The 22,795-nt window shown below is 68.2% G+C and carries 22 protein-coding genes; 21 read left to right on the forward strand and 1 reads right to left on the reverse strand.

Translation table 11 applies throughout. The features are described from left to right. Positions 1–61 precede the first annotated feature (61 nt). Positions 62–1,465: a hypothetical protein gene (locus ACZZZN_RS04335; protein WP_463503982.1), complete on the reverse strand. Its 1,404-nt coding sequence runs from the start codon at positions 1,463–1,465 to the stop codon at positions 62–64. Between the two features lie 69 nt (positions 1,466–1,534). On the opposite strand from ACZZZN_RS04335, the gene ACZZZN_RS04340 reads away from it, so the two are divergent. The 21 genes from ACZZZN_RS04340 to ACZZZN_RS04440 all read left to right on the forward strand — a co-directional run bounded on the left by ACZZZN_RS04340 (position 1,535) and on the right by ACZZZN_RS04440 (position 22,758). Beyond that, a complete protein-coding gene (locus tag ACZZZN_RS04340; protein ID WP_463503983.1) occupies positions 1,535–2,374 on the forward strand; it encodes a hypothetical protein in 840 nt (279 codons plus the stop codon). Then, complete coding sequence (locus ACZZZN_RS04345) at positions 2,374–3,411, forward strand: HAD-IIA family hydrolase (RefSeq protein WP_463503984.1); 1,038 nt, start codon at positions 2,374–2,376, stop codon at positions 3,409–3,411. Before ACZZZN_RS04340 ends, ACZZZN_RS04345 begins: the two co-directional genes overlap by 1 nt. 78 nt (positions 3,412–3,489) lie before the next feature. Further along, a complete protein-coding gene (locus tag ACZZZN_RS04350) occupies positions 3,490–3,666 on the forward strand; it encodes a hypothetical protein (protein WP_463503985.1) in 177 nt (58 codons plus the stop codon). Further along, a complete protein-coding gene (locus ACZZZN_RS04355; RefSeq protein ID WP_463503986.1) occupies positions 3,663–4,460 on the forward strand; it encodes a TlyA family RNA methyltransferase in 798 nt (265 codons plus the stop codon). Before ACZZZN_RS04350 ends, ACZZZN_RS04355 begins: the two co-directional genes overlap by 4 nt. Continuing rightward, complete coding sequence (locus ACZZZN_RS04360; RefSeq protein WP_463503987.1) at positions 4,457–5,371, forward strand: NAD kinase; 915 nt, start codon at positions 4,457–4,459, stop codon at positions 5,369–5,371. The genes ACZZZN_RS04355 and ACZZZN_RS04360 overlap by 4 nt, the downstream gene beginning before the upstream one ends. Then, the gene (recN, locus tag ACZZZN_RS04365; protein WP_463503988.1) at positions 5,368–7,059 is read left to right on the forward strand and encodes a DNA repair protein RecN; all 1,692 of its coding nucleotides are present in this window, start codon (positions 5,368–5,370) and stop codon (positions 7,057–7,059) included. Before ACZZZN_RS04360 ends, recN begins: the two co-directional genes overlap by 4 nt. 17 nt (positions 7,060–7,076) lie before the next feature. Continuing rightward, positions 7,077–8,774 carry a CTP synthase gene (locus tag ACZZZN_RS04370; protein WP_463503989.1) on the forward strand — a complete coding sequence of 566 codons (1,698 nt, stop codon included), beginning with the start codon at positions 7,077–7,079 and terminating at the stop codon, positions 8,772–8,774. Positions 8,775–8,784: 10 nt separating this feature from the next. Next, positions 8,785–9,366, forward strand: coding sequence for an NUDIX domain-containing protein (locus ACZZZN_RS04375; RefSeq protein ID WP_463503990.1), 582 nt, complete (start codon positions 8,785–8,787; stop codon positions 9,364–9,366). Position 9,367: 1 nt separating this feature from the next. Next, positions 9,368–10,270, forward strand: coding sequence for a site-specific tyrosine recombinase XerD (xerD, locus tag ACZZZN_RS04380; protein ID WP_463503991.1), 903 nt, complete (start codon positions 9,368–9,370; stop codon positions 10,268–10,270). Between the two features lie 137 nt (positions 10,271–10,407). Further along, complete coding sequence (locus ACZZZN_RS04385; RefSeq protein WP_463503992.1) at positions 10,408–11,424, forward strand: hypothetical protein; 1,017 nt, start codon at positions 10,408–10,410, stop codon at positions 11,422–11,424. Between the two features lies 1 nt (position 11,425). After that, a complete protein-coding gene (locus tag ACZZZN_RS04390) occupies positions 11,426–12,973 on the forward strand; it encodes an efflux RND transporter periplasmic adaptor subunit (RefSeq protein ID WP_463503993.1) in 1,548 nt (515 codons plus the stop codon). Next, entirely contained in the window at positions 12,970–13,692 is a 723-nt protein-coding gene (locus ACZZZN_RS04395; RefSeq protein WP_463503994.1) for an ABC transporter ATP-binding protein, read from the forward strand. Before ACZZZN_RS04390 ends, ACZZZN_RS04395 begins: the two co-directional genes overlap by 4 nt. Then, positions 13,692–15,014, forward strand: coding sequence for an ABC transporter permease (locus ACZZZN_RS04400; protein ID WP_463506545.1), 1,323 nt, complete (start codon positions 13,692–13,694; stop codon positions 15,012–15,014). The genes ACZZZN_RS04395 and ACZZZN_RS04400 overlap by 1 nt, the downstream gene beginning before the upstream one ends. 101 nt (positions 15,015–15,115) lie before the next feature. Then, positions 15,116–16,006 (forward strand): ParA family protein, encoded by an 891-nt coding sequence (locus ACZZZN_RS04405; RefSeq protein WP_463503995.1) that lies wholly within the window; start codon positions 15,116–15,118, stop codon positions 16,004–16,006. After that, positions 15,990–16,823, forward strand: a complete 834-nt coding sequence (locus tag ACZZZN_RS04410) for a segregation and condensation protein A (protein WP_463503996.1) — start codon at positions 15,990–15,992, stop codon at positions 16,821–16,823. The genes ACZZZN_RS04405 and ACZZZN_RS04410 overlap by 17 nt, the downstream gene beginning before the upstream one ends. Next, positions 16,813–17,421: an SMC-Scp complex subunit ScpB gene (gene scpB, locus ACZZZN_RS04415; RefSeq protein ID WP_463503997.1), complete on the forward strand. Its 609-nt coding sequence runs from the start codon at positions 16,813–16,815 to the stop codon at positions 17,419–17,421. Before ACZZZN_RS04410 ends, scpB begins: the two co-directional genes overlap by 11 nt. A 79-nt stretch (positions 17,422–17,500) precedes the next feature. After that, entirely contained in the window at positions 17,501–18,304 is an 804-nt protein-coding gene (locus ACZZZN_RS04420) for a pseudouridine synthase (RefSeq protein WP_463503998.1), read from the forward strand. A 26-nt stretch (positions 18,305–18,330) separates the two neighbouring features. Beyond that, entirely contained in the window at positions 18,331–19,452 is a 1,122-nt protein-coding gene (locus tag ACZZZN_RS04425) for a prephenate dehydrogenase (protein WP_463506546.1), read from the forward strand. Continuing rightward, on the forward strand, positions 19,445–20,161 hold the full coding sequence (gene cmk, locus ACZZZN_RS04430) for a (d)CMP kinase (RefSeq protein ID WP_463503999.1): 717 nt from the start codon (positions 19,445–19,447) through the stop codon (positions 20,159–20,161). The genes ACZZZN_RS04425 and cmk overlap by 8 nt, the downstream gene beginning before the upstream one ends. After that, positions 20,154–21,674, forward strand: coding sequence for a ribosome biogenesis GTPase Der (gene der, locus ACZZZN_RS04435; protein WP_463504000.1), 1,521 nt, complete (start codon positions 20,154–20,156; stop codon positions 21,672–21,674). Before cmk ends, der begins: the two co-directional genes overlap by 8 nt. 97 nt (positions 21,675–21,771) lie before the next feature. Beyond that, positions 21,772–22,758 carry an NUDIX domain-containing protein gene (locus ACZZZN_RS04440; RefSeq protein ID WP_463504001.1) on the forward strand — a complete coding sequence of 329 codons (987 nt, stop codon included), beginning with the start codon at positions 21,772–21,774 and terminating at the stop codon, positions 22,756–22,758. Positions 22,759–22,795: the final 37 nt, after the last annotated feature.

Below are 22,795 nucleotides of genomic sequence, written 5' to 3' on the forward strand. Positions count from 1 at the left end.
TTCCGGTGGACGCCCCGACCAGAGTCGCAGCAGCGGGCCGCGTCGCGACGACGCACCCCGTTCAGGCGGCTACAACCGCGACAATCGTGATGGTGGAGCCCCTCGCACCGGCGGGTACAACCGCGATAGCCGTGATGGCGGTGCACCTCGTTCGGGTGGGTACAACCGCGACAACCGCGATGGTGGCGCTCCGCGTTCGGGTGGTTACAGCCGTGACGGCGGCGCACCGCGATCCGGCGGGTACAGCCGGGACAACCGTGATGGTGGCGCTCCTCGCACGGGTGGCGACAACCGCGACAACCGCGATGGTGGCGCGCCACGCACGGGCGGCTACAACCGTGACGGCGGCGCCCCGCGCACCGGCGGCTACAACCGTGATGGTGGAGCCCCGCGTTCCGGCGGCTACAACCGTGACAACCGTGATGGTGGCGGTCCTCGCACGGGTGGCTACAACCGTGACAACCGTGATGGTGGCGCTCCTCGCACGGGTGGCTACAACCGTGACAACCGTGATGGTGGCGCTCCTCGCACGGGTGGCTACAACCGTGACAACCGTGATGGTGGCGCTCCTCGCACGGGTGGCTACAACCGTGACAACCGTGACGGTGGAGCTCCGCGTTCGGGTAGCTACAACCGGGACAACCGTGACGGTGGCGCCCCTCGCACGGGTGGGTACAACCGGGATAGCCGTGATGGTGGTGCTCCGCGTTCGGGTGGCTACAACCGCGATAGCCGTGATGGTGGTGCTCCGCGTTCGGGTGGCTACAACCGCGATAGCCGTGACGGTGGTGCTCCGCGTTCGGGTGGCTACAACCGCGATAGCCGTGACGGTGGTGCTCCGCGTTCGGGTGGCTACAACCGCGATAGCCGTGACGGTGGTGCTCCGCGTTCGGGTGGCTACAACCGCGATAGCCGTGACGGTGGTGCTCCGCGTTCGGGTGGCTACAACCGCGATAGCCGTGATGGTGGCGCTCCTCGCACGGGTGGCTACAACCGGGACAACCGTGATGGTGGCGCTCCTCGCACGGGTGGCTACAACCGGGACAACCGTGATGGTGGCGCTCCTCGCACGGGTGGCTACAACCGGGACAACCGTGATGGTGGCGCTCCTCGCACGGGTGGCTACAACCGCGACAACCGTGATGGTGGCGCTCCTCGCACGGGTGGCTACAACCGCGACAACCGTGATGGTGGCGCTCCTCGCACGGGTGGCTACAACCGCGACAACCGTGACGGTGGCGCTCCTCGCACGGGCGGCTACAACCGCGACAACCGCGAAGGTGGAGCCCCTCGTTCCGGTGGGTACAACCGCGACGACCGCGCGCCCCGCCAGGACCGCGACTCGTCTCGCTCGTACCCGCAGCGCGGGGGAGTCGGTCGCGAACGTCCGGTACAGGCCGACGGTGACCGTCCGCGGTTCAACGACCCGCACATTCCCGATGACGTCACTGCGCGCGATCTGCACACCTCTGCTCGCAACGAGCTCAAGACGCTGAGCAAGGAGAACGCCGACCTCGTCGCTCGTCACCTGGCCATGGCATCTCGTCTCATCGATGAGGATCCCGCGCTCGCCCACGAGCACGCTCTCGCGGCTTCCCGTCGCGCAGGTCGTATCGCGATCGTCCGCGAGACGCTCGGCATCACTGCCTATGCGACCGAGGATTTCGCTCTCGCACTCCGCGAACTGCGCACCTACCGTCGCATCTCCGGCAAGGACGATCAGATCGCCCTCATGGTCGACAGCGAGCGTGGGATCGGCCGCCCCGATCGTGCCCTCGAGACCGGCCGCGCCATCGACCGTGCCGCTCTCGCCACACCTGTCCGGGTGTCGCTGGCAATCGCCATGTCGGGTGCACGTCTCGACCAGGGCGATCTGGAACTCGCGCTCGGTGAGCTCGAGATCCCGGAGCTCGACCCCGACCGCGCGTTCGAGTGGAGCCCCGCGCTCTTCGCCGCCCGCGCTGCCGTGCTCGAGGACCTGGGACGCACCGACGAGGCCGAGTTCTGGGCACACCGTGCCGAGGTCGCCGCTGAAGCACTCGGTGTCGACGAAGCCGGCGACGAGGAGATCATCATCGAGGACGGCCTCATCGAGGGCGACTTCGACGACGAGGACCACGCCGAGCAGCCTGTCGCCGAGGACTCTGACGCTGAGGACTCGGACGCTGAGGACTCTGAGGCTGAAGACGCCACAGAGGCTGAAGACGCTGAAGATGATGCAGATGAGGACATCGAGCCCGAGCCGTCGATCGACGATGAGGTGCGCGAACTTCTCGGCGAGGACGAGGACGAGGACGAGGACGAGGATGACGAGTCCGACTCCGCATCTGTTAATGAGAAGCGCTCCGCATCCGACTCCTCCGAGGAGGCGTAGTGGGATTGTTCTCCAAGAAGCCCGCGCTTCGGACGCCCCTCGACGGGGTCGATGCCGTGCTGGCCGACCTCGACGGGGTCGTCTACGCGGGCCCTGGTGCACTTCCGCACGCGGTGGAGAGCCTCAACGCCGCCGCGGCGTCTGCACGACTCGGGTACATCACGAACAACGCGTCGCGCACCGATGCCTCGGTCGCTGAGCACCTGAGCAGCCTCGGCCTCGATGTCGCTCCGGCCGATGTGATCACGAGCCCTCAGGCGGCGATGCGCCTGCTCGCCGGGATCGTCCCGCCTCCGGCGATGCTGCTGATCGTCGGGGGAGCAGGGCTCGTCGACGAGGCGGAGAAGGCCGGCTACACGGTGACCCGCAGCGCGGAGGATGCTCCGGATGCTGTCGTGCAGGGCTTCGCTCCCGAAGTGGCCTGGACGGATCTTGCTGAGGCCGCCTTCGCACTGAAGGTGCCCGAGGAGGATGGCGGCATCCCCTGGATCGCCACGAACACCGACTGGACGATCCCGCGTGAGCGTGGTGTCGCCCCCGGGAACGGCACGCTCGTGTCTGCGGTGCACACGGCCATCGGTCGCCTCGCGACGGTCGCGGGAAAGCCCGAGACTCCGATCTTCGAAGAGGCGACCGAGCGTTTCGGCGCGACGAAGCCGCTGTTCATCGGCGACCGCCTCGACACCGACATCCTCGGTGCTGTCCGCGCAGGCATCGACTCCGCGCTCGTTCTCACGGGTATCGACCGCCCGAAGCACGTGCTCGCGGCGCCTGAGGGATCTCGGCCGACCTACATCCTCAGCGACCTCCGCGAACTGCACGAGCCGTATCCCGAGACCACGTCGAAGGACGGAATCCACTCGGTCAACGGTGCATCCGTGCGCGTCGCCGGCGCTGACGTGGAGATCGTCGCCGAGGGCGACTCGCAGATCGATCTGCTCCGCGCCGGCGCAGCCGCGATCTGGGCGTCCGGAACCCCGGTGTTCGTGCTTCGCGTGCCCGAGCGTCTCTACGACGATCCGTTCCACCGCCCCTGATCGACGTCGGCGTGAACCGGGTGGCTCCCGCCGCCGTGGCTCCGCCGACGTGTCGGCCGCGCCGCGTACAGTAGAAGCGTGAGCGAAGAGACGACGAATGCACCGACCGATGGTCTGTGGAGTCGCCTGCGCCTGATCGAGGGGCAGCCTCTCGCTGCCCGCGCGGGCGCATACTCCGGGCTGCATGACGAACTCTCCCGCCGCCTCGACAGCGGCGCGAAGCTCGATCAGCGCCACGCACCGGGCGACCGATGACGCGACTCGACGCCGCCCTCGCCGCGCGAGGTCTCGCCCGTTCGCGCACCCATGCCGCCACTCTCATCTCTGAGGGCCTGGTGAGCATCGACGGTCGTCCGGTCGTGAAGGCTTCGACCCCCGTCGCCGACGCCGCCGAGATCACGGTGGCAGGCACGGACCACTACGTCGGGCGCGGGGCGCACAAGCTGATCGCCGCCCTCGACGGCTTCGACATCTCGGTTGAGGGACGACTGGCGCTCGACATGGGCGCCTCCACCGGTGGGTTCACGCAGGTTCTCCGCGAGCGCGGGGCGCGCCGCGTCCTCGCGGTCGATGTGGGGCATGACCAGATGGCACCCTCGGTGTCCTCCGATTCCGGGGTGGTTCTGGTCGAGGGCTACAACGTGCGCCACATGACACCCGAGAACCTGCAGAGCTCCACGGGTGAGCCCGCGGCCCCCGACCTCATCGTGGGAGATCTCTCCTTCATCTCGCTCGAGCTCGTGCTGCCCGCTGTCGCAGGCGTCGCCGCTGCCGACGCAGACATCGTCCTGCTCGTGAAACCGCAGTTCGAGGTGGGTCGAACGGCGGTTCGCGGCGGTCTGGTGACCGACCCGGCGACACGGTCCGATGCGGTCGCGCGTACCGCGTGGAGCGCGTGGGATGCGGGGCTCGGGATGCTGGGCATCCTGCCGTCTCCGATCCTCGGGACGCACGGCAACTCGGAGTATCTTCTGCACCTCGCTCCGGGGCGCGGAAGCGATCCGTCAGAATGGTCGGACCGCATCAACGAACTGGCAGGGAGACGATGAACGAGCGCAACATCCTGGTCGTCGCGCATGCCGGGCGCGACGACACCGTGGCGGCCGCGCGCCGAGTGGTGGATGCTCTGCGCGGCGCCGGTGCGCGCCCGGTGCTCGCCGCAGACGACAGCCTCGACCTCCGCGCAGTCGACTCGCATTTCGCCGACGTCGATGTGCTCGGCGACACGGTGAAGCAGGATGATCTCGAACTCGCCATCGTCCTCGGCGGTGACGGAACGATCCTGCGCGCGGCCGAGCTGGTGCGCGGCTGTTCTGCGCCGGTTCTGGGCATCAACATGGGGCACGTCGGGTTCCTCGCCGAGATCGACCGCGACGACATGGACGCCGCGATGCGCCGCGTGATCGACCGCGACTACGAGGTCGAAGAGCGCCTGGCCCTCTCTGTGCGCGTCAAGGACGTCGACGGCGAGGTCGTCTACGAGACCTTCGCGCTCAATGAGGCGACGGTCGAGAAGGCCAGCCGCGAGCGCATGATCGAGGTCGTGCTCGAGATCGACGGTCGACCGCTGTCGAGCTTCGGCTGCGACGGCATGGTGATCTCCACCCCCACCGGTTCGACCGCGTACAACTTCTCCGCGGGCGGTCCGGTGATCTGGCCGAGCGTCGAAGCCATCGCGGTCATCCCGCTGTCGGCCCATGCCCTGTTCGCGAAGCCTCTGGTGGTGAGTCCCGACGCGGCTGTGGCGATCGAGATGCTCGAAGGCACCTCAGGGTCAGGCATCCTCTGGTGCGACGGACGTCGTTCCCACGATCTTCCCCCCGGTGCGCGAGTGGTGGTCAGACGATCGTCGCGACCGGTGCGCCTCGCGCGCCTGCATCCGACGGAATTCACGGATCGGCTCGTACGCAAGTTCCAGTTGCCGGTCGCGGGCTGGCGCGGTCAGGGGGTGACGGCATGATCGAGGAGATGCGGATGCAGGGCCTCGGCGTGATCGCCGATGCCGTGCTGCCTCTCGGCGCCGGATTCACCGCGATCACCGGTGAGACCGGCGCGGGCAAGACCATGGTCGTGACCGGACTCGGGCTGCTGCTCGGACAGCGAGCGGACTCCGGCGCCGTGCGCGCGGGATCTGCGCAGGCATCGGTCGCAGGGGTGTGGGTGGTGCCGGAAACAGGCGACGTCGCCGACATCGTGACGGACGCCGGTGGCGAACTCGAACCGGCAGGCGCCGGCCTCGCGGAACTCTACGTCTCACGCACGTTGAACGCCGAGGGCCGCAGCAGAGCGAGTGTCGGCGGACGCGCGGCACCTGCGGGCGTGCTCTCGGCCCTCGCGGAGGAGCTGGTCGTGGTGCACGGTCAGTCCGAGCAGCTGCGGCTGAAGTCCTCGGCCGCGCAGCGCGACGCGCTCGACCGCTTCGGCGGCGCACCGATCGCTGCGGCTCTCGACTCCTACGCGCAGGCCTTCGCCTCGTGGCGGGAGCTCGACGCAGAGATCACCGACATCACCGAGAATCGCGACCGCAGAGCCGACGAGGCGGGACGTCTGCGTGACGCGCTCGCACTCATCGAGGCGACTGCCCCCGAGCCGGGGGAGGACGCTGAGCTCACTGCCCGCGCCGAGCGACTCGCGAACGCTGAAGAGCTGCGGATCGCCGCGTCGCACGCGCACGGTGCCCTGTCGAACGAAGAGGGCGAGCCCGATGTCACCGCGCTCCTCGCCGAAGCGCGTCGGGTGCTCGAGCGTGCCTCCGATGCCACCCTCACCGACATCGCGGGCGCACTCGCAGACATCGGCTACCGGATCACCGACCTCGCGGGCCAGCTGTCCGCCTACCTCGCCGACCTCGACGAGACGGGGCCGCACGAACTCGCCGCCGTCGAAGAGCGTCGCGCTGCGCTCGGAGTCCTGATCCGTGCGCACGGCTCGCTCGAGGAGGCTCTCGACCTCTGGCAGAGCGGCTCGGCACGACTGGCCGAGCTCGACGACGATGGAGAGCGGCTCGAACGGCTGCAGGCTGAACGCGACGTCGCCCGCGCCGAGCTCGACGAGCGGGCTGACGCGCTGACGGCGGCGCGCACTTCTTCGGCGGTCAGGCTCGGCGCTGCCGTGAGCGACGAGCTCCACGCACTCGCGATGCCCGATGCCCGCCTCGAGGTCGCCGTCACGCCGGGACACGAGGCCGCGCACGGCCGTGACGACGTGGCGATCCTGCTCGCACCCCACCCGGGTGCCGAACCCCGCTCGGTGGCCAAGGGCGCGTCCGGGGGCGAACTCTCGCGGGTGATGCTCGCGATCGAGGTCGTCATCGCCGGGACCGATCCCGTGCCGACCTTCGTGTTCGACGAGGTCGATGCGGGTATCGGAGGAGCAGCCGCCATCGAGGTCGGGCGACGACTCGCCCGACTCGCGGAGAAGTCCCAGGTCATCGCCGTCACGCACCTGGCTCAGGTGGCCGCCTTCGCCGGCAACCACCTCACGGTCGTCAAATCGAACGACGGCGCAGTCACCGCCTCGAGTGTGCGCCGTCTCGACGGGGCGGAGCGCGAGGCCGAGATGGCCAGACTGCTCTCCGGACTGACCGATTCCGACGCCGCGCTCACCCATGCCAGGGAACTTCTCACCCTCGGCGCCTCCACCGACTGATAGGATCGAAGCCCGTGATGAACTCTTCTTCTGCGGGGCCCAAGAACGACACGACCAAGCACATCTTCGTGACTGGTGGTGTCGTTTCGTCTTTGGGCAAGGGGCTCACTGCCGCAAGCCTCGGCAACCTGCTCACCGCCCGCGGACTCCGCGTCGTGATGCAGAAGCTCGACCCGTATCTGAACGTCGATCCCGGAACGATGAACCCGTTCCAGCACGGCGAGGTCTTCGTGACCGATGACGGTGCCGAGACCGATCTCGACATCGGCCACTACGAGCGATTCCTCGACATCAACCTGTCCGAGGCCGCCAACGTCACGACCGGTCAGATCTATTCGCAGGTCATCGCCCGCGAGCGGCGCGGCGAGTACCTCGGCGACACCGTGCAGGTCATCCCGCACATCACCGATGAGATCAAGCGGCGTATGCGTCTGCAGGCGACGGAGGACCCGCGCCCCGACGTCATCATCACCGAGGTCGGCGGAACGGTGGGTGACATCGAGTCGCAGCCTTTCCTCGAGTCGGCCCGTCAGCTGCGTCACGAGCTCGGACGCGACAGCGTCTTCTTCGTGCACGTGTCGCTCGTGCCCTTCATGGGCGCGTCGGGTGAGCAGAAGACCAAGCCCACGCAGCATTCCGTGGCTGCGCTCCGTCAGGTCGGCATCCAGCCCGACGCGCTGGTGCTCCGCAGCGACCGTCCGGTCAGCGAGAGCAACCGCAACAAGATCGCGCTCATGTGCGACGTCGACGCCGAGGGCGTCATCAACACGGTCGACCTGCCGAGCATCTACGACATCCCCTCGACGCTGAACGACCAGGGTCTCGACTCGTACATCGTGCGCCGCCTCGGCCTCGACCAGAAGGCCGCCGACGAGGTCGACTGGTCGCGCTGGAGCAAGGTGCTGCATGCGGTGCACAACCCGAAGCACGAGGTGACCATCGGCCTGGTCGGCAAGTACATCGACCTTCCCGACGCCTACCTGTCGGTGACCGAGGCGCTCAAGGCCGGTGGCTTCGCCCAGGAGACCAAGGTCAACATCCGCTGGATCCCGTCCGATCTCTGCGAGACACCGGAGGGCGCGAAGGAGCAGTTGGGTGCGCTCGACGGAATCTGCGTGCCGGGTGGATTCGGCATCCGCGGCATCGAAGGCAAGCTGGGCGCGCTGAAGTTCGCGCGCGAGCAGGGCATCCCGACCCTCGGACTATGCCTCGGCCTGCAGTGCATGGTGATCGAATATGCGCGCGACGTCGCCGGCATCACGGATGCGTCGTCGAGCGAGTTCGATCCCGAGACCACCGAGCCCGTGATCGCGACGATGGCCGAGCAGATCGAGATCCTCGACGGCGGCGATCTGGGCGGCACCATGCGTCTCGGTCTCTACCAGGCAGCTCTCGCCGAGGGATCCCTGGCGCGTGAGCTGTACGGGACTCCGGAGGCATCCGAGCGTCACCGTCATCGCTACGAGGTCAACAACGCCTACCGCACGCGTCTCTCCGACGCGGGACTGGTGTTCTCAGGACTCAACCCCGACCTCGACCTCGTCGAGTTCGTGGAGCTGCCTCGCGACGTGCACCCGTACTACATCGCCACCCAGGCGCACCCGGAGCTGCGCTCGCGTCCCACCGACCCGCACCCGCTTTTCCGCGGCCTGGTCGGTGCGGCGATCGAGCGCAATCGGTCGAGCGAGCTGTTCGACGTCGACGCCGATGCCTGATCCGACGCCCATGCCTGATCCGACGGAGAGTCTTCGCGACGAGCCCTTCGATCCCGAAGTGCTCTCCAGCGACCTCGCCTATCGCGGCGCGGTCTGGAACGTTCGCGACGACCTCGTCCGTTACGGCGAGGGGGAGATCCGCAGGCAGTACGTCGAGCACACCGGCGCCGTGGCGATCCTCGCTCTCGACGACGAGGATCGGGTGCTGCTGATCCAGCAGTACCGGCATCCGATCCGCCACCGCGATTGGGAGCTGCCTGCAGGTCTGCTCGACATCGCGGGGGAGGAGCCGCTCGAGGCCGCCAAGCGCGAGCTCGCTGAGGAAGCAGACCTGGTCGCCGAGCGCTGGGAGCCGCTCGTGTCGTCGTGGACGACGCCCGGCGGCAACGACGAGGTCATCCACCTCTTCCTCGCCACCGGCATCTCGTCGGCGCCGGCCGTGCACGCGCGCGAAGACGAAGAGGCCGACATCCGCGTCGAGTGGGTCCCCCTCGACGACGTCGTCGACGCGGTGCTCGACGGGCGTATGCGCAACGGCATCCTGACGATCGGAGTGCTCGCGACCTCGCAGCGACGGCGCGACCGGAGCTGACGTGCGGATCGACCGGGCGCTGGACTCGTACCTGCGCCACGTCACGATCGAGCGCGGCCTGAGCGAACACACCGTGTCGGCGTATCGCCGCGACCTCGGCGGGTATCAGGAGTGGTTGCTGGCGTCGGGCATCACCGACACGGCCGAGATCACCCCCACCGTGATCGGTCGCTTCATCGCAGAGCGGTCGGGGGCGGACCCAGCCCCGGCCGCGACGAGTCTCGCCCGGTTGCAGTCGTCGGTGCGCGGGTGGCACAGGTTCCTCGCGCGGGAGGGGATCGAGGACGACGACCCCAGCGGGCGCCTCCGCCCGCCGAAGGCACCGCAGCGTCTGCCCAAGGCACTCACGATCGATCAGGTCGAGCGCCTGCTGAACGCCCCGTCCGCGGAGGAGCCGACCGGCATCCGTGATCGTGCGCTGCTCGAACTGCTCTATGCCACGGGCGCGCGCGTGTCGGAGGCGGTCGGGCTCGATGTCGACGACCTGGCCCACGGCGATGTGCTGCGTCTGCGAGGCAAGGGGGCGAAGGAGCGCATCGTCCCCATCGGCTCGTATGCTCGAAGCGCTCTCGACGCATACCTGACACGAGTACGCCCGCAGCTCGCGGCGAAGGGGCGAGCGTCCGCGCGGCTCTTCCTGGGGGCGAGGGGGGCACCACTGTCCCGGCAGAGCGCGTGGCTCGTGATCCGCGCAGCCGCCGAGCGAGCGCAGATCACCTCCGAGGTGTCTCCTCACACACTCAGGCACTCCTTCGCGACCCACCTGCTGCAGGGAGGTGCCGATGTGCGCGTGGTGCAGGAACTGCTCGGCCACGCCTCCGTCGCGACGACCCAGATCTACACGCACGTCTCGGCCGACACCCTGCGAGACGTCTACGCGACGTCGCATCCACGAGCACGATAGCGGTACGCGGACCCCTTCGCCGTCATCCTTCGGAGGTATCTTCGTCCGCCATTTGGGGGACGCGGCGATCGTCGCGTTCACCCTAGGGTTGCTCGTGAGCGTCGATCTCTGTGCATCGACGATGAATGGAGTAAGTCATGCGTACCACCGGTCCTCTTGCTGCGCTCGCCGCAACCGCTCTGGTGTTCACACTCGCCGGATGCTCCGGCGCAGCCGACGGTGAGCTCACGTACGAGGATTCGCCTCTGAACGAGTATCTCTCCGCCGCATACGGCGGGGATCTCTCTCCCGAGGAGCAGCAGAAGCAGTTCGAGGAACGGCAGCTGCAGACCGAGGAGCTCATGGCGGAGTGCATGGCCGAGGAGGGGTTCGAGTACACGCCGAACACGCAGAACGGGGGGATGGTCTTCTCCGACGATGAGGTCGAGTGGGAGCCGGAGAAGAAGGACTGGGTCGAGAAGTACGGGTACGGGATCGTGAACAACCCCTACAACGAGGTCATGCAGGAAGGGGGGTCGGAGGAGTACGTCGACCCGAATTCGGAGTATGTCGAGTCGCTCTCCGAGTCCGAGCAGGCCGCGTACTACGAGGTCGCCTACGGCGTTCCGCCCGAGGAGGAGGAGCTCGCCGAGGACGGCAGCTACGAGTACAGCTGGGAGGACGCCGGATGCCAGGGGTGGGCGCAGCACGAGCTCGAAGGGGAGGACCCGTGGCAGTCCGATGAGTTCGCCGACCTGCGCGAGAAGATGAACGAGGTCTTCACCGAGGCCCAGGAGTCGCCGGAGCTGAAGGACCTGAACGCGGAATGGGCCGCGTGCATGGATGACGCCGGTGAGCCCGGCTTCGGATCTCCGATGGAGGCCCAGCAGTCGATCTCCGACGAGCAGAGCGCGCTCTTCGACGCCGCCTACGGCGACGGCACCACCGAGGTCGACGTCGAGTCGCCCGACTTCGTCGATCCCTCGGAGAGCCCCGAGATGGCGGAGCTCGGTGAGCGGGAGCTCGAGCTCGCGGTCGCCGATCTCGAGTGCCGCACGTCGCTGTCGTACATGAAGAAGTCGCTCGAGATCCAGTTCGCGATCGAGGAGAAGTTCATCGCCGACAACAAGGCGGACCTCGAGGCCTTCAAGGCTGCCGCCGAGCAGAACAGCTGACATGAAGGACGACGAGACCCAGACGACTGAACTTCCCGCTGAACTCCTCCCCGACCAGGCAGAGGAGGTCGACACCTCGCGCGTGAGCGGGTGGCGGCGGATCCTCCGAGGCAACCGGACGCTGTGGATCGTGGCGGCGTGTGCCGTGGTCAGCCTGGTCGCAGGCCTTCTGGTCGGTCGGTTCCTCATCTCTCCTGCAGAGGCGAGCGAGACGCCGGAAGCCGGGCTGGTCACGGTGCCGGTCGAGTTCGGCCCGCTGAGCAACGATGTGACTCTGCGCGCCGACGTCGGATACGCGGATGCCGTCGAGGTGACGATCGACACCACGGGCGGCGGCAGCGTCGTGACGGGATCGGTTCCCGAGGTAGGCGCCACACTGAACCCGCTGTCGATAGCGCTCGAAGTCGAGGGTCGTCCGGTGATCGTGCTTCCCGGCGAACTTCCCGCCTACCGCACGCTGCGCGTGGGCGTCTCCGGCCCCGATGTCATCCAGCTGAAGCAGGCGCTGGTGAGCATCGGGATCGACGCCGGCGATGTGGCATCCAATCTCTTCGATCAGGCCACCGCGAACGCGGTCGGTCAGCTCTATTCGCAGGCCGGGTACCCTCTGCCGTCCCCCGAGGAGGGGGCGGACGACACGGTGCGCGCTGCGGAAGAAGGCGTGCGGGCCGCGCAGAGCGGTGTCGCTCAGGCGGAACAGGCGCTGGCGGCCGCAGGAGCCGGGCCGTCGAGCCTCGAGACGTGGCAGGCGGACGTGCGTGTCGCGCAGGCGGAGCAGGCCCTCGCTGCCGCGAAGAGCGGCGCCGAGGGGACGAGCGTCCAGCAGGCGGAGTGGGATCTGCAGACGGCTCGCCTGGAGAGGGACCAGCTGTGGGCCGCCCGCGACACGGGGGCGGAGCGTGCCGCCCTGGACGCCGCGCGCCAGCAGGTCGGAGCGGCCGAGGAGTCGCTCGCACGTGCTCAGGAGAGTGTTCTGCCGTACCTGCCGTCGAGTGAGGTGCTGTTCCTGACGGAGCTGCCCCGACGCGTCGACGCCGTGAACGTGAAGCGTGGCAGCGCGATCTCCGGAGCGGTGATGACGGTCTCCGGTGCCACGGTTCGCCTGACGGGAGCTGCCGCCGAGGCTGATTCGCGACTGCTCAAGGCCGGCGCCGAGGGAGTCTTCGAGCTCCCCGACGGCACCGAGCACCGCGCGGTGGTGTCGGAGCTCAAGCCGGGGAAGGATGCCAAGGCGCGCTGGGAGGTGCTCTTCGAGCCGGATCCTCTGACCCCGGAGCAGATCGAGCAGCTGCAGGGGAGCAACGTCCGAGTCCGTATCGCGGTCGGCGCGACCGAGGGCGATGTGCTCTCGGTACCGCTCGCGGCGCTCACGGCAGGTCCGGGAGGGGAATCGCGCATCGAGGTCGTCGAGTCGGATCCCCGTGACGGCGAAGATGCCGAGACACGACTGGTGGTCGTCGAGACCGGACTCGCGGCGAAGGGCGCCGTGGAGGTCACAGCGGTCGAGGGCGAGCTCGACGAAGGCGACCTCGTGGTGGTGGGGAAGTGACCGACGCGCAGACGTCGATCCTCCCCGCAGCGCCCGAGACGGATCCTGCCGCGCCGCTCGTCGAACTTCGAGACGTGACGCGGTCGTTCCCGGGGCCGCCAGAGGTGCAGGCGCTCAAGGCGGCGACGCTCACGGTGGCGTCGGGGGACTACATCTCGATCGTCGGGCCGAGTGGGTCGGGCAAGTCGACCATGCTCAACATCCTCGGTCTCCTCGATCGTCCGAGCGTCGGCGAGTATCGCCTCTCGGGGGCTCTCACGGGCGATCTCTCCGACGATGAGCGCGCAGCGGTGCGGGCGCGCTTCATCGGCTTCGTGTTCCAATCGTTCCACCTCCTTCCTCGTCGGACCGTGCTCGACAACGTGCTGCTGCCGATGCTGTACAGCGGGGTGCCGCGGCGTGAGCGGGAGGAACGCGCGCGGGAGGCTCTGACGCGCGTGGGGCTCGGGCATCGGATCGACTTCTTCCCGAACTCCTTGTCGGGTGGCGAACGACAGCGGGTCGCGGTCGCTCGTGCCGTGGTCAGCGGACCCCGGCTGCTGCTCGCCGACGAACCGACCGGAAACCTCGATCAGAACACCTCGGGTGAGGTCATGTCGCTCTTCGAGGAACTCAACGAAGACGGGCTGACGCTCATCGTCATCACACATGACGATGGGGTCGCCCGCCGAGCCCGCCGCTGCATCCGCATCTCCGACGGCCGATTGAGCGAGCTGTGATCGGGAGACTCCGGCGCAGGCGCCGGCAGGACGACGAGGCCCAGCCGCAGACCTCGATGACGGATGCCGCAGGCACTCCGCTCGTGCCCGCCATCGCACATGCCGACCGGTTCACGTTCCAGGACCTCGTCGCCGAGGCGACCTCGGACATCGGATCGCGACCGGCCCGGTTGGTCATGACGATCCTCGGCACGGTGCTCGGCATCGCGTCGCTCGTGGCGACGATCGGCTTTGCGCAGACGGCTGCAGCGCAGATCGCGAGCCAGTTCGACGGCGCGGCGGCGACACGGGTGGTGGTGACCGCGGCCACGGCACAGTCGGGGTCGCAGAACCAGAGCGTCGCTGCAGGCCGACTGCCGTGGGACTCACCCGATCGGGTGGCGTATCTCGCGGGAGTCGAGAGCGCGACTCTGCTCGGCGAGGTCGAGCTCACTGAGGGTGAGACGATCACGGCGGTGCCGGTGAACGACCCGTCGGCCGCGGCGGTCGCCTCTCCTCGTCTGTTCTCGACGTCGCCGGATCTGCTCGACACCGCCGAGGGCGGGCTGGTGACCGGTCGGTTCTTCGACGCCGGACACGATGTGCGCGCCGACCGCGTCGCCGTGCTCGGGAAGCGGGCAGCGGAGCGGATGGGCATCAACCGCGTCGATTCGCAGCCGTCGGTCTTCATCGGCGGTGTCGCCTATGCGGTCATCGGCATCGTGGACGGGATGGAGCGTCGCAGCGAGCTGCAGGATGCGGTGATCATCCCGACCGGGTCGGCCAGGGCCGACTTCGGACTCCTCGCACCGTCGGAACTCGACATCCGCATCGTCGTCGGGGCAGGGCCTCAGGTGGCGGAGCAGGCTGTGCTCGCTCTGCAGCCCGATGACCCCGAGAGCCTGGAGGCCAAGGCCCCCTCGGGATCGTCGGATCTGAGCCAGAGCGTGCAGTCCGACGTGAACGTGGTGTTCCTGATCCTCGGTGTGATCGCTCTGTTGGCGGGCGGTCTGGGCATCGCGAACGTGACGCTGCTCTCGGTCATGGAGCGGATCGGCGAGATCGGTCTGCGCCGTGCACTCGGTGCGACCCGACGTCAGATCGGAGCGCAGTTCATGGTCGAGTCGATCGTGATCGGCTTCATCGGCGGACTCATCGGGTCGGCACTCGGCATCTTCGCGGTGATCGCCGTGGCGGTCGTGCAGGGGTGGACGCCGGTCACGGATCCGCTGATCGCGATCGCGGGCGCGATCCTGGGTGCGGTGGTCGGCTGGGGTTCCGGGTGGTATCCCGCGAGGCGGGCTGCACGGGTCGAACCTGTCGCGGCGCTGCGGGGAGGGTGACTGCTGCTGATCGACCCGAGCGGCCACCACACCGCGCGCCGGGAGTGCAGCGCAGGGCCCTGCCGCTAGAATCGATCAAGCACGAAGGAGCAGGAGTATCGGTGGTTGAGAAAGCGGCGAAGTCCAGGGCGAAGGCACAGAAGGCCGACGAGAAACCCCTCGGACCGACCGGTCGTCCGTATCACGGGTTCGCGACCCCGGCACCGTTGACCTCTCACGGCCCCGCGCGCATCATCGCCCTCTGCAATCAGAAGGGCGGCGTCGGCAAGACGACCACCTCGATCAACCTCGCCGCTGCGCTCGCGGAGTACGGTCGCAAGGTGCTCGCGGTCGACTTCGATCCTCAGGGCGCGCTGTCGGCCGGCCTCGGCATCCAGACGCACGATGTGCCGACCATCTACGACCTGCTGCTCGACACCAGGCGCGATGCGCACGACGCGATCGTGCACTCGGGCGTCGAGGGCCTCGACGTCATGCCGGCGAACATCGACCTGTCCGCGGCCGAAGTGCACCTCGTCAACGAGGTCGCACGCGAGACGATCCTCGCTCGGGTTCTCCGCCAGGTCGCGGGGGAGTACGACGTCATCCTCATCGACTGCCAACCGTCGCTCGGACTCCTCACGGTCAACGCCCTGACCGCAGCACACGGCGTGATCATTCCGCTCGAGTGCGAGTTCTTCGCTCTTCGCGGAGTCGCGCTGCTGATCGAGACCATCGACAAGGTGCGTGACCGGCTGAACCCGTCGATCACGATGGACGGCCTGCTCGCGACCATGTACGACCCGCGCACGCTGCATTCGCGCGAGGTGCTCGAGCGTGTGGTCGAGGCGTTCGGAGACGACGTTCTCGAGACCGTGATCGGCCGTACGGTGAAGTTCCCCGACGCGTCGGTATCGGGCGTGCCCATCACCGAGTTCGCTCCCGAACATGCCGCTGCGCAGGCCTATCTGCGGCTTGCGCGGGAGCTGGTCGCCCGTGGCGCCGTCGCCTGACGAGAGCTCTGTCGACACGACGGATGCCGTCGATGACTCGCGGTTCCGCGTCTCGCTGTCGAACTTCGACGGTCCGTTCGACCTGCTGCTGAACCTCATCTCGAAGCATGAGATGGACATCACAGAGGTGTCGCTCAGTGCGGTCACGAACGAGTTCATCGCCTATCTCAAGGGGCTCGACGACGACGAGGAGCTCGACCAGGCATCCGAGTTCCTGGTGGTCGCGGCGACGCTGCTCGATATGAAGGTGGCGGGCCTGCTGCCGCAGGGAGAGCTGGTGGATGCCGAGGCGGTGGCGTTGCTCGAAGCCCGCGATCTCCTCTTCGCTCGACTTCTGCAGTACCGGGCCTTCAAAGAGGTCTCCGCATGGTTCGCCCGCTGCCTGCAGCGCGAGGACCGACGTCACGTGCGCGCGGTGCGCCTCGATGAGAAGCACCGCAAGAAGACGCCCGAACTGGTCTGGTCGCTCAGCGTCGACGACTTCGCGGCGCTCGCGCTGCTGGCGTTCGCTCCGAAGGAGCTTCCGCACGTCGGGCTCGATCACCTGCACGCGCCGCTCGTCAGCATCCGCGAGCAGGCCGCCATCGTCGTCACTCTGCTCCGGGCTGCCGAGTCGGTGAGCTTCCGCGAGCTGGTCGCCGGGGTGCAGGAGGTGGGGATCGTCGTCGCGCGCTTCATCTCGGTACTCGAGCTGTACAGGCACGCTGCGCTGTCGTTCGATCAGCTGGAGCCGCTCGGTGAGCTCACGCTCCGCTGGGCCGCCGACTCGTGGTCGGACGAGACACTCGCAAGCCTGGGAGCCGACTATGACCGATGACCAGATGACCGACGACGGCTCCGCTGCGGATGAGCCGTCGAACACGCCGCTCACCGAGCGGATCGAGGCGATCCTGCTGATCATCGACGAGCCGATCGGCCTGGTCGCACTCGCCGCCGCCGTCAACGCGCCGGTTGCGGCAGTGCGTCAGGGCATCGAGACGCTCGTCGACGACTACGACGGACGTGGTCGCGGCCCGCGGCGCGGCTTCGAACTGCGCGAGGTGGGAGGGGGCTGGCGGCTCTACGTGCGCGAGGATCATGACGATCTCGTCGCCGACTTCGTCGGCGGGCAGGCACCGGCACGCCTGTCGCAGGCGGCCCTCGAGACCCTGGCAGTGATCGCCTACAAGCAGCCCGTCACCCGCAGTCAGGTCGCTTCCATCCGGGCGGTGAACGTGGATTCCGTCGTGAGGACGCTGCTCGCGCGCGGCCTCATCACCGAGCTCTTCGCCGACTCGGAGACGGGTGCGATCAACTACGGCACGACCGAGACGCTGCTGCAGCATCTCGGAATCAACTCACTCGACGACCTGCCACCTATCTCGCCGCTGCTCGACGACGGCGCAGACGGCTTCGACGAAGGGACCATCCGATGACCTCTCCCGTATCCGACGACTCGACTCAGCCTGAGGGCGTGCGACTGCAGTCTGTGCTGTTCGACGAAGGGACCATCCGATGACCTCTCCCGTATCCGACGACTCGACTCAGCCTGAGGGCGTGCGACTGCAGAAGGTGCTCGCCGCGGCGGGCGTCGCGTCGCGTCGCGTCGTCGAGCAGTACATCGTCGAGGGTCGCATCCGCGTCAACGGCGTGATCGTGACCGAGCTCGGTCGGCGCATCGATCCCGAGACCGACCTCGTCGACGTCGACGGCACGGCGGTGCAGCTCGACGTGTCGAAGCGCTACGTGATGCTGAACAAGCCCACCGGAGTCGTCAGCAGCATGCGCGACGAGAGCGGCCGCCCGGATCTTCGGCGCTTCACCGAGGACTACGAAGAGCGGCTCTACAACGTCGGACGACTGGATGCAGAGACGAGCGGTCTACTCATCCTGACCAACGACGGCGAGCTCGCGCATGTGCTGGCCCACCCGTCGTTCGGCGTCACCAAGGTCTACATCGCGAAGGTCGAGGGAGCCGTCACGGCCCAGACCATCGCGAAGCTCACGAAGGGCATCGAGCTCGACGACGGTCCGATCGCGGCCGACAAGGCGCGTCTTCTCGACACCTCCCGCGGGTCGAGCCTGGTCGAGCTGACACTGCACTCGGGACGCAACCGCATCGTGCGCCGGATGCTCGCAGCAGTCGGCCACCCCGTCACAGAACTCGTGCGGCGCCAGTTCGGCCCGCTGCACCTGGGAACGCTCCCTGCCGGTCGGACCCGCGAACTGAGTAAAATCGAACTCGGTGCGCTGTTGACTCTCGCGCGCCGTGATTCCGGTGTCGCCGAGGCGCCAGGCGAGCAGCAGGAGAACGAGTGACCGACACGACGAGTGCGCCCGAACGGGTGCCGGCCTCGGCGTCGGTCGCGCCCCGCGCCGCCGCTCGACTCTCGGGCACCGTCCGCATCGTCGGGGCGGGACTCCTGGGTGCGAGCATCGGCCATGCGTTGCGCGCCAAGGGCGTCGACGTGGTGCTCGCCGACACGTCTCCTGCCCAGTTGCGCCTCGCCGTCGATTACGGTGCTGGACGCACTGCCGCAGATGACGATGCACCTGCGCTCGTCGTCGTGGCTGTCCCGCCCGATGTGACCGCCGACGTGATCCAGGCCGAGCTGTCGCGTCATCCCGATGCGGTGGTCACGGATGTCGCGAGCGTGAAGCTCGAGCCGTTCCGCGAGCTGCGGAGCCGGGGCGTGGATCTGACCCGCTACATCGGTTCGCACCCGCTGGCCGGGCGCGAGCGCGGGGGAGCGATCTCGGCACGGGCCGACCTCTTCATCGGTCGCCCGTGGGTGGTGTGCCGTGACCACGAGACGAAGGCAACCGATCTCGCACTCGTCGAGGCTCTCGCGCTCGACGTCGGTGCCACGCCGATCGAGATGACTCCTGAGGAGCACGATCGATCGGTCGCGCTGACCTCGCACGTGCCCCAGGTGGTCGCGAGCCTGCTCGCAGGTAGGCTCGCCGGCGCTGACGACGGCGCGTTGCGACTCGCAGGGCAGGGGGTGCGCGACACGACCCGAATCGCCGCTTCGGCTCCCGAACTGTGGGTGCAGATCCTGGGTGCGAACGCACGTCCGGTGGTCGAGATCCTCGACGCGCTGGCGGATGATCTGCGTGAGGTCTCGGAGGCGCTTCGTGCGCCTGATGCGCCGGGCGCACGGCGCGTCGTGGCTGAGGCGATCCGTCAGGGCAATGACGGCGTCGAACGGCTGCCGGGCAAGCACGGTCAGAACCACCGTTTCGAGACGCTCGTCGTCATGGTCGACGACACCGCGGGCCAGCTGGGACGCCTGTTCGGCGAGCTCGGCGAACTCGGAGTCAACGTCGAGGATCTTCGCCTCGAGCACTCGCCGGGGGCGCAGTTCGGTCTCGCCGAGATCAGCGTCGACCCGGCAGCGCTGCACGGAGCGATCACAGGACTTCAGGAACGCGGCTGGCGGATTGCGGGTACGAGCAATGACTGATCTTTCGACGAATGCGGAGCAGACAGAGGCGACCGGCGTCGACTTCATCGCGATCGACGGCCCCGCGGGGTCCGGCAAATCGAGCGTGTCCAAGGCGGTCGCGCGCGCCCTCGGCTTCGGATACCTCGACACCGGCTCGGCGTATCGTGCGCTCGCCTGGCATGTGCTCGACCGCGGCGCCGACACGGCCGATGCCGAGGCGGTTCTCGCGGCGGCATCCGACTTCCCCGTGCGGCTCGGGCTCGATCCCGATGACCGGACCGTGCAGGTCGGCGACGTCGACGTGACGGAGGCGATCCGTGAGTCCCGGGTGTCCGGCGCGGTGAGCGGTGTTGCTCGTATCGGCGAGGTCCGTGAGCAGGTCAATCGACTGTTCCGATCTCTCGTGGCCGACGCGTCGTATCCGGCGGTCGTCGTCGAGGGACGCGACATCACGACCGTGGTCGCCCCTGATGCGCCTGTGCGCATTCTGCTCACCGCGGCTCCCGAGGTGCGCGCCGCGCGCCGCGCCGGCGAGCTCGCCGGAGAGAACGCCGAGGCGGTGGCCGCGGCGCTCCACAAGCGCGACGCATCCGACAGCGCCGTCGTCGACTTCCTGAATGCCGCAGAAGGCGTCGAGGTCGTCGATTCGACGGAGCTCGATTTCCCACAGACCATCGACGCCGTGCTCTCGGTGATCGAACGAATCCGAGGAGTACACCATGGCTGACGACGAATACGAAGGCGGCCCCGACCAGCTCGCCGAGAAGATGGAATCGCTCGACGAGCAGCTCGCTGAGGCGCGCGCCGAGACGCTCCGCGCAGGACTCGCCGACTACGACCTGGACGATGAGGACGCAGCTCTCCTCGCCGGCATCACGATGGGTGAAGACGGGATCCAGTTCTTCCCCGCTCTGCCGGTCGTCGCGATCGTCGGACGGCCGAACGTCGGCAAGTCCGCGCTCGTGAACCGCATCCTCGGCCGCCGTGAGGCCGTCGTGGAGGACACACCCGGCGTGACGCGTGACCGAGTCACGTACAAGGCCGAATGGGCCGACCGCCGATTCTCGCTCGTCGACACCGGCGGGTGGGAGCCGGATGCCCGCGGCATCGACCGGTCCGTCGCCGCGCAGGCGGAGGTCGCGATCGACCTGGCAGACATCGTCCTCTTCGTCGTCGACGCGATGGTCGGCGCGACGTCGACCGACGAGCATGTCGTCAAGCTGCTTCGCAAGAGCGGCAAGCCTGTCTTCCTCGTGGCCAACAAGATCGATGACGCGCGTCAGGAGCCGGAAGCCGCCGCGCTCTGGAACCTGGGTCTCGGTGAGCCTCACCCCGTCTCGGCCATCCACGGCCGGGGCGTCGCAGACCTGCTCGACGCCCTGCTCAAGAAGCTTCCGGATGTCTCTGCCGTCGCGAAAGCAGAGATCGGCGGACCGCGCCGCGTGGCGATCCTCGGTCGTCCGAACGTCGGCAAGTCGTCGCTGCTCAACAAGGCCGCCGGTGAAGAACGCGTTGTGGTGAACGACCTCGCCGGCACCACGCGCGACCCGGTCGATGAGATCGTCGAGCTGGGCGGCAAGCTGTGGACGCTGGTCGACACCGCCGGCATCCGCCGTCGCGTGCACATGGCCCAGGGGGCTGACTTCTACGCCTCGCTGCGTACATCGGCGGCTCTCGAGAAGGCCGAGGTCGCCGTCGTCGTGCTCGACGTCTCCGAGACGATCAGTGAGCAGGACGTTCGCATCATCGATCTGGTGCTCGAGTCCGGGCGTTCGCTTGTGCTGGCGTTCAACAAGTGGGACCGTCTCAACGACGACGACCTCGAGAACGCCGACCGCCGACGCTATCTCGAGCGGGAGATCGAGCAGGACCTGGCGCACGTCGCCTGGGCCCCGCGGGTCAACATCTCGGCGAAGACCGGTCGTCACCTCGACAAGCTCGTTCCGGCACTCGAGACGGCCCTCGAGAGCTGGGATCGGCGAATCCCCACGGGCAAGTTCAACGCGTTCCTGGCGGAGCTGGTCGCCGAGCACCCGCACCCGCTGCGTGGTGGCAAGCAGCCGCGCATCCTGTTCGGCACGCAGGCATCGACCCGCCCGCCGACGTTCGTGCTCTTCACGACCGGCTTCCTCGACCCGGGCTACCGCCGGTTCATCCAGCGTCGCCTGCGCGAGCTGTACTCGTTCGAGGGGACGCCGATCGTCGTCAACATGCGCGTGCGCGAGAAGCGCCAGCGCTGAGCAGTCAGGCTGCCCGGCCCGATCGTCGTCACGTACCGCGTTCCCGCGTGTGACGGCGATCGGTGCCAATACCGGAATGCTGTGAAAGGCTTGCACGGTGACTGTCGTACCTCCTGCTGCCGGTGAACCTCGTCGCCCTGAGGGGCCGAGAAATCCCGGTGATGCGTGGGTCGTCGCGCCTTCGGGGGAGAAGTACTGGGGTCGTTTCGGCGCTGCGGGACTTCTCGCCGTCGATCCCGAGCGGGGCATCCTGCTGCAGCACCGTGTGGCCTGGAGCCATTTCGGCGGCACGTGGGGGCTTCCCGGCGGTGCGATGCACGAGGGCGAGAGCGCCATCGTCGGCGCTGTCCGCGAAGCGCAGGAGGAAGCAGGCGTCCCGGATGCCTCGGTGCGCCCACGGTTCACGAGCGTGCTCGATCTCGGGATCTGGTCGTACACGACGGTGATCGCCGATGTCGTGCGCCCGTTCGAGCCCGTGATCAGTGACCCTGAGAGCGTGGCGCTCGAGTGGGTGCCGGTCGACGAGGTCGACTCGCGACCGCTGCACCCCGGCTTCGGCAGCGCATGGCCGGCTCTTCGCTCGCTGCTCGAGGTTCGTCCGTCGCTCGTCGTCGATGGCGCCAACGTCGTGGGTTCCGTGCCTGACGGCTGGTGGAAGGATCGCGCGGCCGCGGCAACGCGACTGTCTGGGCGGTTGAACGGCCTTGCCGTGCCTGCGTCAGATCTCGGGATCGACGGGACGCTCTGGTTCCCGGAGGTCGCGCTTGTCGTCGAAGGGCAGGCACGCGGGATCTCCGCACCGTCGCCGTCAGCGTCAGCGTCTGCTGCTGCTGCTGCTGGTGCTGGTGCTGATGCAGATGCGATGGCCCCTGAGCTGCTCCCCGCCGGAGGTGTCTCGGTGGTGCGCGCTGAGGCCGCGGGCGACGATGCGATCGTCGCGGAGGTAGAACGTCGATCGCGGTCTGGACAGTACGTCGTCGCCGTCACGAGCGACCGCGAGCTGCAGAACCGCGTCATCGCGGCAGGCGCCGTGAACGTGCTCTCTGCCGGCTGGCTGTTGGGTGTGCTGCCGCAGAAGGTGTGACGGTTGCAGCTGAGGCGGCAGCACACAGGCGGCGTCG

The sequence above is a fragment of the Microbacterium sp. AC145 genome (genome assembly GCF_979258505.1).